Origin of the sequence: Flintibacter sp. P01028, from assembly GCF_041925235.1 — a bacterium.
In the GTDB taxonomy this organism is placed as follows: Bacteria; Bacillota; Clostridia; order Oscillospirales; family Oscillospiraceae; genus Lawsonibacter; species Lawsonibacter aceti.
This window is the reverse complement of record NZ_JBHEVC010000001.1, coordinates 261139-275835: the sequence shown is the minus strand read 5'-3', so window position 1 is coordinate 275835 and position 14697 is coordinate 261139. Positions and strand designations below refer to the sequence as shown.

The following is a 14697-nucleotide window of genomic DNA, read 5'->3' as shown; positions in this document are numbered from 1 at the left end:
TCTGGAGGCCCAGACAGAGAGCAAGTCCTAGAGAACAGTCCAGCCTTTTGGAATGAAGAGCTCCTTATACTTCTCTACCGCGAAAGGATCGGTCATTCCGGCGATATAGTCGCATACGGCCCGGTCTACCCCATCCTCCAGGCGGATGGCCTGGAAGTCGGAGGGCAGTTCATCTGGATTTCCCTGGTAATACTGGAACAGGGCCTGAAGCATATTCTGGGCCTTTCCTTCCTCCCCCTTGGCCAGGGGATTGGTGTATACGCTGGCGAACATAAAATCTTTCAGAGCCAGCATGGCCTCCTCCACCGGATGGGACTGGACAATATGATCCTGTCCCTGGCTGGCGGTGATAGCGTCATGAACTAGGGTGTTGATCCGGTCGCCGTGGGTGAAGCCCAGAACGTTGGATACCTCCAGGGGGATGTCCATGGGAAAGATGACGCCACCGCGGAGGGCGTCCTCGATGTCGTGATTGATATAGGCGATGTGGTCGGCCAGACGGACCACCTGGCCCTCCAGCGTAGCGGCCGGGGTGCCCTTGGTGTGGCAGAGGATGCCGTTGCGGACCTCCCAGGTCAGGTTTAGTCCCTGGCCATTTTTTTCCAGCCGGTCCACCACACGCACGGACTGCTGGTAGTGGGCAAAGCCCTCCGGCATCAGCTGGGCCAGCATTCGCTCCCCAGCATGGCCAAAGGGGGTGTGGCCCAGATCATGCCCTAGGGCAATGGCCTCGGTCAGATCTTCGTTGAGATCCAGGGCACGGGCAATGGTCCGGGCGATACGGGATACCTCCAGGGTGTGGGTCATCCGGGTCCGGTAGTGGTCTCCCTCCGGCTGAAGAAAGACCTGGGTCTTATGCTTCAGACGGCGGAATGCCTTGGAATAGACGATCCGGTCGATGTCTCGTTGGAAGGGGGTGCGGATATCGCACTCCTTCTCCTGCCGTGCCCGTCCACGGGACTGGGCGGAGCGGCAGGCAAAAGGGGAGAGGAGGCTGTCCTCCCGGCGCTGTGTCTGTTCACGCAAGGTCATCCCACGGCCCTCCTTTTTCTCTCTCTTTCTGGTCGATGGAGCTGATGGGTGTACGGGGACATGAAACCCCTTATATATAAATACGAAATTTCTCCTTAAATTCCTTCTAAAAGGTCAAAAAAATTTCAAATATTTTTTCAATAGGCAAAAAAGCAGCCGCAGCCAGAGCTACGGCAGCTTTTTTTCAGTATGATGCAGTGGGAGAAGATCAACCCTTTGCATTCTTGCCGGCCCCCACCAGGATGTAGACGATTGAAGCTACAGCCAGCAGATAGGGGTAGAACAGGTTGGGAATGATCTCAAAAGCGGAGATGCCGGAGGCGGACACCGCAATCAGCATCTGGGCGCCATAGGGAATGATGCCCTGGAAGATGCAGGAGAAGGTGTCCAAAAGAGAGGCCGACTCCTTGGGGCTGATGCCATATTCCTCACTGATCTCCTTGGCAATGGGGCCAGCCATAACAATCGCTACAGTGTTGTTGGCGGTAGAGATATCCATGGCACCTACCAGCAGGCCTACGCCCAGCCGGCCGCCCACACGGCCCTTGAATACCCGGCGGATAAAGGCCAGCAGGGCCTCAAAGCCGCCATTCTCCCGGATGAGGGCACACATAGCGGACACTAAAACGGTGACCAGGATCGTTTCGAACATACCAGAAGCGCCATCCCGCATGGCTTTCAGCAGCTCCAGCACATCCGCGCCGGTAGCGATGGTGCCAGCGGCCAGACCGGTGCCTACGGTGATGGCCAGGCCGGATATGATGCCTATAATAAGTACCACAAATACGTTGACGCCCAGAAGGCCGCCAACCAGAACCAGCACATAGGGGATTAGGAGCAGCAGATTGATTTCCGGAATCTCAATCTGTCCCACGCCGGAGTTGAAGGATACCGCCAGAATGACCGCCAGGGTGGCGATGGCGGCGGGAAGGGCAATCTTCACATTGGCACGGAACTTGTCACGCATCTCACAGCCTTGGGTGGAACAGGCGGCGATGGTGGTGTCGGAGATGAAGGACAGGTTATCCCCGAACATGGCGCCTCCCATGACTGTGCCTACACACAGGGGCAGGGAGAACCCGGACACCTGGGATACGGCCACGGCAATGGGGGTGATCAGGGTGATGGTGCCGGTAGAGGTGCCCATAGCAGTGGACACAAAGCAGGCGGCGACGAACAGAACCGCCACAGAGGCCCAGGCAGGGGCGATGGACAGCAGAAAATAGGCCACGGCCTCGGCGCTGTTCCGCCCGGTCACGCCCACAAACACACCGGCGACCAGGAAGATGAGGATCATAGTGATAATATTTTTGTCGCCTACGCCCCGGCCCATCAGAACCAGCTTCTCGTCAAAAGAGAGCTTTTTGTTCTGTAAGCACGCCACCAACAGGGCAACCATGAAGGTGACTACGATGGGGATATCATAGAATGCCATGTTGATGCCGATGCCGTATTCAAAAATCAGTCCCATACCCAGATAAAGTACCAGAAATATCAGGATGGGCAGCAACGCGCTGGGGTTGCTGTTCAACTTTTTCTCCCTCTGTTCCACAAAATGACCTCCTTTTATACACAAGCCTTATTGTAAAAGATATTTCGCTCTGTGTCAACGATGTTTCTATGCGGGGGCACCCGGAAACGGCCCGGAGCATAGGATGGAGCGTCCCCGGTTGGGGACGCAGAAGCGAAGGAGGGCATATGGAACTTGATCTGACCCAACAGTTTTTGACAGAGAATGACTGCTATCAGGCAGGGCGGACCATTGTGCCCAAAGGAATTATGGTCCACTCCACCGGGGTAGCCCAGCCGGACCCGGAGGTGTTCATCCGCCGGTGGAACAAGCCGGGCGTAGAAAAGTGCGTCCACGCGTTCGTGGCACGGGACAGAGCCATTCAGACACTGCCCTGGATCATCCGGGGCTGGCATGCGGGTACAGGCACCTCCGGCAGGAGCGCGAACAACACTCATATTTCTTTTGAGTGCTGTGAGCCTGCCGGACACACCTACCGTGGCGGCGAGATGGTGGGGTATGATGTAGCGGCCAATCAGGCCTATTTTGATGACATCTATCACAACGCGGTCCAGCTCACTGCCCTGCTGTGTCGCCAGTATTCTCTGGACCCCCTGGAGCCCGGCGTGGTCATCTGCCACGCCGAGGGCTACGACCTGGGCATTGCCAGCCAGCACGGCGACGTGCTCCAGTGGTGGCCCAAACACGGGGTAACTATGGACCAGTTCCGCCAGGACGTGGCCGAGGCCATGCTGACTGACGGCGAGCATGAGGAGGAGCCTATGACGCAGGAGCAATTTGACCGTATGATGGACGCCTATCTGGCTAAACGGGCCAGATGGTCTCCTAGCGACTGGTCGGCCCAAGCCCGGAAATGGGCGGAGGAATCCGGCATCGTGGCCGGAGACGGAGAGGGCAACCAGCGATACCAGTCCTTCACCACCCGGGAGGAAACCGTACAGATGCTGTACCGCCTGGACCAGATATGGTCCGGGGCAGGCGGCCAACCTGAAGCGGAGTAAACACAGGGACCGGCCCGCTGCGGGCCGGTCCCTCCTGTTTATGTGTAAAAATTTGTTGGACGAGGCAGAAAAGATATTGATAATAGTTGCGGTTTTCCTGCTTCTATTATATAATAATCTCAAAACAGGACGAAAGCGGGACCCGCTTTCTGTTTGTCCCCCCAAAGGGGACAAACATTTCCCTTGCCCCGGGGGAGCGGACCCGCCTCCGACTGTATTTTTAGGTAAAGGAGAATCGGATGTGAAGCGAAAAATTTTATCCTCGATTATGGCTCTAGTGATGATAGTGTCGATGCTTCCCTTCTCTGTGTTTGCGGAAGAGGGGGACACATGGGCGGAGAGCGCCAGCACGGAGTGGTATACAGGAGATCGGGACGAGTATACTATCTCCTCTGCCGCCGACCTGGCGGGTCTGGCCCAACTGGTCAATGGGGGGACTTCCTTCCAAAAAAAGACTATCAAGTTGGGGGAGAATATCGACCTGGAGGGGAAGGAATGGACGCCCATCGGGAGGAATGGGAAGCCATTTCAGGGGACCTTTGACGGCCAGGGGAACACTATCTCCAATTTGAAAATCACAGGAAATAGCAGTGATGTCGGCCTGTTCGGATTTACAACAGGCGGCGAAATCAAAGACTTTACGCTGAACAACGCACAGGTAGAGGGTTACCTGGATGTTGGCGCTGTGGCCGGAACGCCCCATACCTCAAAATACACTAATATCAACGTGACCGGCCTGATTCAGATAGACGGCTATTCCTATGTGGGCGGCGCGTTCGGGAAGAATGCCTATGCGAATATCACCAATGTGGATGTGATTGGCGGCGATGGCAGCTATGTAAAAGCGGAATCCGAGGAATACCGCACCTATGTAGGCGGCCTCGTCGGCTTCATGGGTGAGGGTAACATTACGATCAGCGGTTGTGATGTGAAGATCGACGTCATCGGCTCCACCTCTGACGTGGGCGGGCTCCTGGGCATCCTCCACTACGGCAACACGATGACGAACTGCACCTACGAAGGAAACCTGACCATAACAAACCCGGACAGCGAGGTTGGCGATGAATTTGGTGCGCTGGTCGGTACGGCTATGAATAGCGCTGCGGGAAAGACTACGATTAGCGATTGTACAGCGACTGTGAATCAGGCCCTTTCAGGCGGCAGGGATGTCACAGATTCGATTACCCCTCATGGCGATTTTTACAATGATGTTACGACCAATAATGCCGGTACAGTTGATATCCAGGCGACTGTCAATGATAAGGAAGTTACTGTTGACAACAGCGTGGCGTATGTGGGCGACAACAAATATGTGTCCCTCGCAGAGGCGCTGGAGGCTGTCACCGCCGAAAGCGACAACAAAACGGTCACCATCACCCGCTCTGGTACATATGAGCCCTTCTCCATTGCGGTGAGCGGCGTTACCGTCCAGACTGCCGATGGCGTGACCGCCACAGTCAAGACCGACAAAGACAGCAAGGTGGCTGTGACGGCGGCGGATGTTACCCTGAAGGGCCTCGACTTTGTGTCCGAGGACGGGACCGCGGTCATCAGCGGCGGAGCCTGCGATGGACTTACCTTGGACAACTGTTCTTTTGAAAATAAAAAGGACGATTTGAAGGATACGATTGCCTTATACATCCATCAGCCCAGCATCACAGTTCAAAACTGTGACTTCACCAACTGGGAGCGGGGCTATTACACCTGTGGCGACAACAGCGCGGCGGGAGCCATCACCTTTGAAGGAAACACCTTCACCAATGTCCGTGTGCCCTTCGACGGCTACTGGGGCAAACCCGCCACAGAGGAGACTGATATTCAGATCACCGGCAATACCTTTGATTCCGGCGACTGGGACGCCGCCTATATCCAGCTGTGGGACTATGCCCAGTATCAGTACTGGCTGGACGGCGAAAATTCCAAGCTGAACCCCGAGGGGAAGTCGGCCCTGAAGGCCACGATCAGCGGCAATACATATAAGGGCAATGTGGTCATCTACAAGACCCACTGTGACTGGAATACCGCAAGCGCTGTGACCATCGAAGATACTGACGTAAAGGTGGTCAACCGCAACTTGATCGTGCTGGACGGCCTGACCGAGAATGACAAGGTCACCGTGACCAAGGCGGACGGCAGCCCCATTACTGCGTTCAACGATTTTGATACAGCGGTCAAGAAGGGGGAAAAATATGTCATTTATTCCCTGTCCGAAGGGGATTATACCTTCCATGTATCCCAAAAGGCGGACAACTCTAGTGATACCATTGTAACAGAGATTCCCGTTACTGTTGCCCCTCCTAAGGTTGGCGAGGTACAGGAAGTTGAAATTGTCCCCATTGCTGAGGAAGAGAAATTTGTTGCCCAGGTAGAGGGCGGGGAGAAGTACACTTCTGTGAAGGCCGCCATCGATGCTGTTGGTGAGGAAGGTACTGTGAAATTACTGCGGAGTGTGACCCTCGGTGATTCGCTCTCTGTCGGAAAAACCATGACCTTGGATTTGAACGGCCGGACCATCACGGCCCCCGAAGGAAGCCATATCCTGCTGGTCACGGCAAATACCTTTACCCTGAAAGACAGCAGCGGCAGCAATGCCGGTAAGCTCACTGGAGGTGTTGGCAGCAATGCCCGCGGCGGCGGTGTGACGATACAAGGCGGCGCTACCTTTGTTATGGAGGGCGGCACGATCACTGGAAATAACGGTAGCAAGAAGAGCGCTGGCGGTGTCCACTTGATCGGCAACGCAAAATTTATCATGAATGGCGGCGTGATTACTGGAAATACTTCCGGGACCCTTCGGGGTGGCGTCTACGCTGATATGGGAAGTGTCCAGGTATCCGGTACGGCCACCATCCTCGGCAACAAAGGAACCGATGGAGGGAAAGAGATCGATTCCGACCTCTGGCTCAATACAGTCTCCAATGTCCTGCTGACCATTGGAGAAGGGGGACTGTCGCAGGATGCAAAAATCGGCATCTATATCAACTCCTCGCCCGAACTCAGTAAAGAATTTACCGCTCCCTATGAGAGCGGAAGAGCGTCTGTCAACAACTTTGTTGATAACCGGGCGAAATATCAGATTGTAGAACAGGATGCAGAAGACGGACAAAAACAACTGGTTATGATGCTGCAAAAGGCCGCGGCTCCCGTTGCTTCTCCGGCGGCGGGCACCTATATTGGTACTCAGACCGTAGAGTTGTCTACCACAACTCTGCCTGAATTTTCCAAGATTTATTATACTCTGGACGGCTCTGATCCCACCGCATCTGACACGAGTCAGGAATATACCGGAGCCTTGACGATTAGCTCCAGCACTACTGTAAAAGCCTATACCAAGGGCCTGTATAAAGACTCTCTTGACAGCGATGTGGCGGAGTTCGTCTATACGATCAATAGCGCTGGCGGCGGTGGAGGCGGCGGCTCCAGCAGCTACTCCATCAGCGTGGACAAGAACATTGACAACGGCAGTGTGACCGTGTCCCCCAAGAGCGCCTCCAGCGGCCGGACGGTGACCATCACCGTCAAGCCCGACGAGGGCTATGAGCTGGACGAGCTGACCGTCACCGACAAGAATGGGGACGAGATCAAGCTTACCGACAAGGGCGATGGCAAGTATACCTTCAAGATGCCCCGGTCCAAGGTGACCATTGAGGCCTCCTTCGTAGAGATCGACCACCAGGATACCTGCCCCTCCGCCGGCTTCCGGGATGTGGATGAGGACGCCTGGTACCATGAGGCGGTGGATTACGCCCTGGACAACGGTCTGATGTCCGGTGTGTCCAGCCGGGAGTTCGCCCCCGGCAGCACCCTGACCCGCGCCATGGTGGCCCAGATGCTGTACAGCCTGGAGGGCAAGCCCGCAGCCGGCAGCGCTGACTTCGCTGACGTGGCGGAGGGCGCCTGGTACGCCGACGCCATTTCCTGGGCGGCCGGTGAAGGCATCGTGTCCGGCTACGGCGATACCTTCGGCCCCAACGATCCCATTACACGGGAGCAGCTGGCGGCCATCCTGTACCGCTATGCCCAGAACGAGGGGTACAAGACCAGCCAGAGCGGCAAGGGGACAGAGGGCTATCTGGACGCCTCCTCCATCTCCAGCTATGCCGTGAAGGCCATGGACTGGGCGGTAAACGCCGGTCTGCTGTCCGGCAAGGGGAACGGTATCCTGGCGCCTACCGCCGGGGCCACCCGTGCCGAGGTAGCACAGATCTTTATGAACTTCTGTACGGAACTGGCGGAATGATCCTTATGGAATAAGACAATAGCGCGGCCGCCCTTTTTACAGGGCGGCCGCGCTGTCGTAAAATCAGCAGACAAAAAGGCGGCGCGACAAACAGTCACGCCGCCTATTGCGATTCATGGAAACTATGGGTTCAGGCTTTCCAAAGGCCATGGAGGTTGCAGTACTCATAAGCGGCCACCAGCTGATCGCCGTCAGCCAGCACAAAGGAGGCCTGCGGCTTCTCACCAGGTTGGAGATATTTGATTTGGCTGCCGTGTTTGGTCTCGATGGCGATGAACTGAATAAAATGCTCGGGCAGCATGGGATGCTCCACAGAGCCTACCTTGACCTGAACAGTGCTGCCCTGAACTTCCACAACAGGGACGTGCTTCTCGGCGGCGCCGTCAGTGGTGCCTGGAACCAGCTCGGTCATCTTCTGGCCACAGCACATGACAGGTACGCCGGCGGAATGAACAAAGGTGATGATATTGCCGCAGTGCTCACAGCGATAAAATTTCATAATAATAACTCCTCTCATTATTTGCTTATAATTTTATTATAGTATGCCCAGAAGAGAAAGTCAAGAAAAGAGATTGGAATACTCCAAAATAATCCAATTATTTTGGGGAAGAATTGTTCCTCAAAATATGAGAATTTTCCCTTGCAAAGTACAGACGATTATGCTATCATATATAAGCTATCAAGTTGCAGGTGTAGTTCAATGGCAGAATGTCAGCTTCCCAAGCTGAACACGAGGGTTCGATTCCCTTCACCTGCTCCAAAAAGCCGCAACAATTTGGATATAGTGGGCTGTAAGCTTACTGTTCCAGGGTGTTGCGGCTTTTTATTTGTAAAATTTCTGAAGGTAAAAAAGATGCCAGACGAGGATTTCTGAAATCGAATAGACTTGCACTTTTTGGAACCAAAGGCAGAAATAAACGCCCTTTTTCAAATCAAAAAGGCGATGAACTGCTCCTTGTCAAGCAGACAAAGCAAAAGATAAAAAATTAAGCAGAGGATTCTATAGCCAGTAGGATCCTCTGTTTTTTATTTAGTGGAAGTTTCGATAAATTCCGCCGACGTCATACAGCCAAGCTTTTTCTGATGTCAATGGTTGTTATAGAAGTTAATGTATGCACAGATTGCCTCCCGAAAGGTATCATAGTCCTCAAAATGATAGAGGCGTTACAATCCCGTTTTCAGGATACCCCAGAACCCCTCCATCGGGGTGTTATCAAGACAGCGTCAAACGCGGAACATACTCTGGTATATGCTAGCCCGTTTCATAACTTTTTGGAAGGGGCGGCTGGTGTATTGGACACCCAGGCCGTTGTGAAGCAGCGGCTTTGTGTGCGGATATTTCTGAAGAGCCTGCTCGAAAGTATTCAGAAACAGAGGAGTATTATTACGACGGCTCAGGGAAAACGCAACAATATTCCTTCCGTAACAAATCCAACACGGCGCTCAGGCACGCCTTGCCGCCTTGAAGTCGCTGGCCCACACACTGTTTTGGTTTGACATCCGACCCACAAAAATGTCACCGCTGGTTGTCAAACATGCTTTTATGGACATGCCTTGGTAGGTATCCACGATGAGGACGGCAGCCTGTCGGCTGGAAATCTGCTGGATGATCCCAGCGTACTCCATTTCTGGCAGAAAATATGAGACAGCAGATCAACGCGACAGAAACTGCTGTAGGTCTTCTTCTGATGTTCACCGCCGTACCGGTTCGGTTACTTGAAATTGGCGGCTATGCATCTGTGTGAGCAGGATATCACCCTGTTTCTCTCGTATGCGTGGATCGGTACGGAGTCCCCAAACAATGACCCGAATCTCAGCAAAAGAAATCTGTTGGATATGTTTCGTTCTATTGACCCACACAGGCTGATGAATGAGGGGGAGTACGATCTGTTCCGGCGTCTGGACGATGTGATGACGGCCTAACACACTGTGATCCCACTCAACGCCCAAAATGCCAGGGAATTGTCATGGACGATGAACCGTGAGGTTACTGAGTGGTTTGCCCACCAGCATGGTGAAAACGGCACAATATATGAGGCGCAGCTCAGAAAGAAGAAGATCCTATGAGAATTAACATCGGAGCAGCCCCCATGCATCATGACGGCACGATACTCTCCCTACACCCACTGAAACGGGAGAAAACGGTCTTACGCCGAATCAACGGCGTATTCCGCCTGCTTGGAGAGAAAATAACCTTGGAACAGTTCTGGGAACAGTTCTGCGAGGAACATGATTTGGCATACCCCCAAGATAATCAAGAATTTACGCCCTGCCTTACCGGATGAGGCGGGACTGTTCTATTCCGAGCTGGAGCCTGAAAAGGACAAAGCCCTCAGTACAGTCGGCCATATAAGACTTGACTACGGCCACGGCGGGAAGGAGTTCTGATATACCTGGTGGCCTCACAATGACGACCGGTTCAACATGCCGGAATTCAAAGATATCCTGTAGCGGTTTGTGACAGCTTGCGAGGGGATGGGCCGCTGAAGGATTTGAGAGCCATGAGAGCCGACTGCCTGCGGCACGGCGGGTCCATTACAGAAGGTAACCGCCGCTATGGGACAACGAGAGACAGTGCTGGCCGGGGATCCGGATTATAGCCGCTGAGTTGGCTCTCTCAGTCCACGGTCAAGCGGGAGAATGGGAGCTTCAGTTCTAACCTATACAAACTCCAATGATGAATAAAAAGCAAGGGCCCCGCCAAGGTGCTCTTGCGTCTTGACCGTAGACGAGGGTAGATTCATGGTGAATCCACCAGAAGGACCCACTCTAAGGAGAAAATATAAGGCGGACAAGGATACTTATGGCCTCAAACGACTCTATAATATTCCTACTGAAAATGACCACGAACTGTAATTTCTGGCTCAATAAACCAAGTAGTCCCAAACAAAGACTTGATTTGCTCCTTACTTTGGCGCAGATCTGACTAAAATATTAAAAATTCACAACTAGTATCAGTCGAATACTCGATCAAGCTGTCAGGGTAAGAGAAGATATCTGGAGTACAAAAATTTAAATATGAAGTCGCCGGCGCAGTTCCTTTACCCGATCCCGGCCGATAGGGAGGGAATCGGAGGAGCCGCGGACCCGGAGGGCAAAGCTGCTGTTATTCCAGGGAAAAATATCCTGGATATATTTCAGGTGGACTAGGCAAGTCTTGTGGATGCGGTAAAAACCCTGCCCATCCAGGCGGCTTTCATACTCAGACATAGGAGAGTTGTCGCTGTAAGATTCGCCGGACAGAGTATGGAGGACACAACCACGGCCGGCCCCGTCAGTCTCAATATAGGTCACGTCATTGACATCAAGCAGAATGGTATGACGGTTACAGCTGACGGCAAGACGGAGCGGCCCAGGGGTCTTGTGGGGAGAAGACTGAAGCTCTGCCACACACTGGTCCAGCGCCTGACGGATTCGCTGGGGATCAAAGGGTTTGAGAATATAGTCGTCTACCCGAAGTTCAAAGGCAGTGACCGCGTACTCAGAGTACGCAGTGGCGAAGATGATCTTCGCCAATGGCATGAGACGGCGAGCGAGGGAGGCCACCGTAGTTCCCTCCAGGTCACCCAGATGGATGTCTATAAAAAGAATATCAAAGGTATCCTTCTCCAGCAACTGGATTCCCTGGGCACCACTGGATGCCTCAAATATTTCGGCTTGTGGCAGATGTTGACGAATCTGGTGGATCAACTCAAGGCGGGAATATTTCTCGTCATCGATTACTGCGATACGCACTGGACCTCACTCCTTTTCACATCAGAATAGGACTGGGAAGGCGGAGTCAGGGGAATAGAGAAAAACACAGTAGAGCCGGCTTGGGAGCTGTCGATGGTAAATTTGCACTGTTCTCCGTAGATGCTGCGAAGCCGCTTCCGTACATTGAACAGGCCGGAGTAGCTTGGATCTTCCGGGTCCTGAAGCATCTCTAGAACCTGGGGCGGAAATCCGTGGCCCCGGTCAGAGACTTGGATATAGGCCCGCTCCTGATCCTGGCGAATGCAGATACAGACGTGTCGCTCATCTACAGAGGTGCTTCCGTGGCGTACTGCATTCTCAACAATCGGCTGGAGAATCAGCGGAGGGAGGTGGAGCCGGGTCAGGTCGTCAGGTAGCTCGCGGGTCACATGGATAGCTCCCTCAAAGCGGGCATCTACAAGGGCCAGATAGTTATCCACATTGGACATCTCCTGGACTAAGGTAACAAAGGGCTCGTTGATAGATAGAGTTTGGCGCAAATAGCTGGCCAAAATCAGAATGGTCTCTCGTGCCCGTTCGGAGTCGGTGAGGCACAGGGCGGAGATAGTGTTTAGTGCGTTATATAGGAAGTGAGGATTGATCTGGGACTGAAGGGCCCGGAACTCTGCCTGCCGCCGCAGCTCGATCTGGTGGTGGAATTCTCCCAGCTCCAGTTGGGAAGAAAAAAGCTGGGCCAAACCGTCCGCCGTGCGGATGTCTGCATCCAGAATTAGATTGGGTCCCATAGGGACCACCAGGATCAAAACACCCACTGCCTCGTCATCCCACATAAGAGGGGCGGCAATGGCGGCGTTGTCTTCCTGGTGAACTGGTACGTCTACCTCGCCGGGAAAATCCTGCATTACCACCAGTTCTCTCCGCTCTAGGGCCTGGCGGGCAGGTTCGGGCAGGGGGTGACCCTGAAGGGCAATACCACTGGAGGCCAGTACCTGCTCCCGGTCTGTGATGATCACCTGAAAATCAGGCAAGGTGGCTCGGACGGTATCCGTCGCCTGTTGGAGGGCGTGCCTATCCCCAAGGCCCTCTCGGAGATAGGGGAGGCATTTCTGAGCGATGTACAGGGCGAGGTACTGCTGCTCTACCAGTTCAATGGTCAAACTGCGGTTGAGTCGGTTGAGCAAAGTCATGAAGATGACAAGCCCCAGAGAATTCACCACCATCTTGGGCAGAAGGATTACCTTCTCCAGGGCGATAGCGGCCTCAAAGGGTTTAGCCAAAATCAGAATCAAGACACATTGTACCAGTTCGGATACAAGAGTAATGGCGACAAGGGCGAGGTTCCGCCTGGAACACCGGCTGAATCGGCGGTAGCACAGAGCGCCGATGATACCAAAGCCAAAGGTACCCACCCCACAGGCCAGAGAGGTGAAGCCGCTCGGATCAAAAAGATAGCGGTGCAGGCCGCTGAGAGCGCCCGCGCACAGTCCGGAGAGGGGGCCGCCCACAAGACCAGCAGCCACAGTGCTCACCACCCGCGTGTTGACTACCGCCCCCTGGAAATTCATTCCTGTATAGGTCCCGCTGATGGACAGCAGGCCGAAGATCAGTCCCAGGCATAGCTGATTGGGGACGGAACGGACCCTGCGCTTCAGTATGATGCGCAGAGGGCGGACCTCCGTCAGAATGGCGGCGACGATGTAGAGCAGACTGATGTTAAGCAGGAGATAGATCAGCAAGCTGTTCTTCATACAGTTCACCTCGTTCCTGGCAAGTCAAATGGGCGAGGAGCCGTGGCCGGACCGGATATAGCTGTGGCAATTAACAGATTCTTAACAATCATAAGTTTAACATGAACGGGCTGGATTTTCAAGAAAGTGGAGGAACCGTTCTCACACGGTTTCCAACCGTTCTCACAGGTAAAATGACCTTAGGCCGAAAATTCGTTGACGAAGATGTTTTTTGCACATAAAATGCGCCATAGAAAGCGGAAAAATTGTGCGTATTGTGAGCTCCGCTTTTATTTCCACGGATGGCCGCTGAAATAAAAGAACTACTTTGAAGAAAAGGAGAGAATTGAAAGATGAAGAAGATCCTGGCTTTGGCTCTTGCGCTTTCCATGGCACTGTCCCTAGTCGCCTGCTCCAACGGAACGGAGAATACCTCCAACGGGGGAGGGTCTAACGGCGGCGGAAGCTCTGCCTCTATTCCGGATGGCTCCGCTGGGGGCGGCAGTGAGAAGGGGCTGACCGCGGATGAGCGCGCCGGTGAGTTTATCACTGTGGGCACCGGCCCAACCTCCGGTATCTATTTCCCCATTGGCGGTGCCTTTGCCACCGCCTTGGCGGACTGGGGCTATAAGACCAGCGCCGAGTCCACCAACGCCACTGGACAGAACATCCAGAATATGCTCAACGGTGATCTAGAGATCGCCATCGCCATGCAGGACGCTGTCATGCAAGCCTACACCGGCACCGAGGCCTATGACGGCATCGAACCAGCCGAGAACCTGCGTGCCCTGATGCGCTTGTGGCCTAACTATGTTCAGCTGGTTACCACCGCCGACACCGGCATCACCTCCATCCAGGACCTGGTGGGCAAGCGCGTGGGAGTAGGTGCCGCCAACTCCGGCGTGGAGATCAACGCTCGTATGATCCTTAACGCCTATGGCATTACTTACGATGACATTACCCCAGACTACCTGGCCTACGGCGAGGCTATCGAGAACATGAAGAACGGCCAGTGTGACGCCGTGTTCGTCACCTCCGGTTTGCCCAACGCCACGGTTATGGACCTGGGTGTTCAGTATGACATGGTGGTGGTCCCTCTGGACGGCGAGGGCCGCGACAAGTTGGTGGAGGAGTATCCCTACTATGCCAAGTCTGTCATCCCCGCCAATACCTATAACAACACTGAGGATATCGAGGGCATCTTTGTGTACAACATCATGTTGGTCCGGGATGATCTGAGCAATGAGATGGTGTACGACATGCTGGAGGGTATTTTTGCTAACATTGATACCATTAAAAATTCCCACAACACCGCCAACGAGAACATTGACATCACCTTCGGTGTCGACGACATCCAGCTCCCCCTGCACCCTGGCGCCGAGGAGTTCTGGAAGGACAACGGCTACCTGTAACTGTTGATGTAAACCCTCGTGCCGGAGGACAAATACCATAGTCTGTCCTCCGGCCTTT

The 14697-nt window shown here is 54.0% G+C and carries 10 protein-coding genes and 1 tRNA gene; 6 read left to right on the top strand and 5 right to left on the bottom strand.

Features of this window, described 5'->3' with window-relative positions; genetic code table 11:
* Positions 1–27: 27 nt before the first annotated feature.
* Together ACEVJK_RS01360 and ACEVJK_RS01355 are read right to left on the bottom strand one after the other, a co-directional pair.
* Positions 28–1032 (bottom strand): deoxyguanosinetriphosphate triphosphohydrolase, encoded by a 1005-nt coding sequence (locus tag ACEVJK_RS01360; protein ID WP_374739833.1) that lies wholly within the window; start codon positions 1030–1032, stop codon positions 28–30.
* A 208-nt stretch (positions 1033–1240) separates the two neighbouring features.
* Positions 1241–2584, bottom strand: coding sequence for a Na+/H+ antiporter NhaC family protein (locus ACEVJK_RS01355; protein WP_374739832.1), 1344 nt, complete (start codon positions 2582–2584; stop codon positions 1241–1243).
* Positions 2585–2730: 146 nt separating this feature from the next.
* Here ACEVJK_RS01355 and ACEVJK_RS01350 point away from each other — a divergent pair, with 146 nt between their 5' ends.
* A complete protein-coding gene (locus ACEVJK_RS01350) occupies positions 2731–3564 on the top strand; it encodes an N-acetylmuramoyl-L-alanine amidase family protein (RefSeq protein ID WP_374739831.1) in 834 nt (277 codons plus the stop codon).
* Between the two features lie 241 nt (positions 3565–3805).
* A complete protein-coding gene (locus tag ACEVJK_RS01345) occupies positions 3806–7804 on the top strand; it encodes an S-layer homology domain-containing protein (RefSeq protein WP_374739830.1) in 3999 nt (1332 codons plus the stop codon).
* Between the two features lie 130 nt (positions 7805–7934).
* On the opposite strand, the gene ACEVJK_RS01340 is transcribed toward ACEVJK_RS01345, so the two are convergent.
* The gene (locus ACEVJK_RS01340) at positions 7935–8309 is read right to left on the bottom strand and encodes a desulfoferrodoxin family protein (RefSeq protein WP_366461182.1); all 375 of its coding nucleotides are present in this window, start codon (positions 8307–8309) and stop codon (positions 7935–7937) included.
* Positions 8310–8490: 181 nt separating this feature from the next.
* Between ACEVJK_RS01340 and ACEVJK_RS01335 the strand changes: the two genes are divergently transcribed.
* The 3 genes from ACEVJK_RS01335 (at position 8491) to ACEVJK_RS01325 (ending at position 10089) form a co-directional block, all read left to right on the top strand.
* A tRNA-Gly gene (locus ACEVJK_RS01335) sits at positions 8491–8564 on the top strand.
* A 971-nt stretch (positions 8565–9535) separates the two neighbouring features.
* On the top strand, positions 9536–9727 hold the full coding sequence (locus ACEVJK_RS01330; protein ID WP_240287182.1) for a hypothetical protein: 192 nt from the start codon (positions 9536–9538) through the stop codon (positions 9725–9727).
* Positions 9728–9867: 140 nt separating this feature from the next.
* Positions 9868–10089: a hypothetical protein gene (locus tag ACEVJK_RS01325; protein ID WP_374739829.1), complete on the top strand. Its 222-nt coding sequence runs from the start codon at positions 9868–9870 to the stop codon at positions 10087–10089.
* A 727-nt stretch (positions 10090–10816) separates the two neighbouring features.
* Here ACEVJK_RS01325 and ACEVJK_RS01320 read toward each other — a convergent pair.
* Together ACEVJK_RS01320 and ACEVJK_RS01315 are read right to left on the bottom strand one after the other, a co-directional pair.
* Positions 10817–11539: a LytTR family DNA-binding domain-containing protein gene (locus ACEVJK_RS01320; protein WP_186852119.1), complete on the bottom strand. Its 723-nt coding sequence runs from the start codon at positions 11537–11539 to the stop codon at positions 10817–10819.
* Positions 11524–13248 carry a LytS/YhcK type 5TM receptor domain-containing protein gene (locus ACEVJK_RS01315; protein WP_262669819.1) on the bottom strand — a complete coding sequence of 575 codons (1725 nt, stop codon included), beginning with the start codon at positions 13246–13248 and terminating at the stop codon, positions 11524–11526. The genes ACEVJK_RS01320 and ACEVJK_RS01315 overlap by 16 nt, the downstream gene beginning before the upstream one ends.
* Positions 13249–13580: 332 nt before the next feature.
* On the opposite strand from ACEVJK_RS01315, the gene ACEVJK_RS01310 reads away from it, so the two are divergent.
* Positions 13581–14639 carry a TAXI family TRAP transporter solute-binding subunit gene (locus ACEVJK_RS01310; RefSeq protein ID WP_374739828.1) on the top strand — a complete coding sequence of 353 codons (1059 nt, stop codon included), beginning with the start codon at positions 13581–13583 and terminating at the stop codon, positions 14637–14639.
* Positions 14640–14697 lie beyond the last annotated feature (58 nt).

Bases quoted from the DNA above. Each gene is read 5' to 3' on its own strand.
- ACEVJK_RS01330 (WP_240287182.1), top strand. From the start codon at position 9,536: ATGCATCTGTGTGAGCAGGATATCACCCTGTTTCTCTCGTATGCGTGG.
- ACEVJK_RS01325 (WP_374739829.1), top strand. From the start codon at position 9,868: ATGAGAATTAACATCGGAGCAGCCCCCATGCATCATGACGGCACGATA.
- ACEVJK_RS01360 (WP_374739833.1), bottom strand. From the start codon at position 1,032: ATGACCTTGCGTGAACAGACACAGCGCCGGGAGGACAGCCTCCTCTCC.
- ACEVJK_RS01315 (WP_262669819.1), bottom strand. From the start codon at position 13,248: ATGAAGAACAGCTTGCTGATCTATCTCCTGCTTAACATCAGTCTGCTC.
- ACEVJK_RS01350 (WP_374739831.1), top strand. From the start codon at position 2,731: ATGGAACTTGATCTGACCCAACAGTTTTTGACAGAGAATGACTGCTAT.
- ACEVJK_RS01310 (WP_374739828.1), top strand. From the start codon at position 13,581: ATGAAGAAGATCCTGGCTTTGGCTCTTGCGCTTTCCATGGCACTGTCC.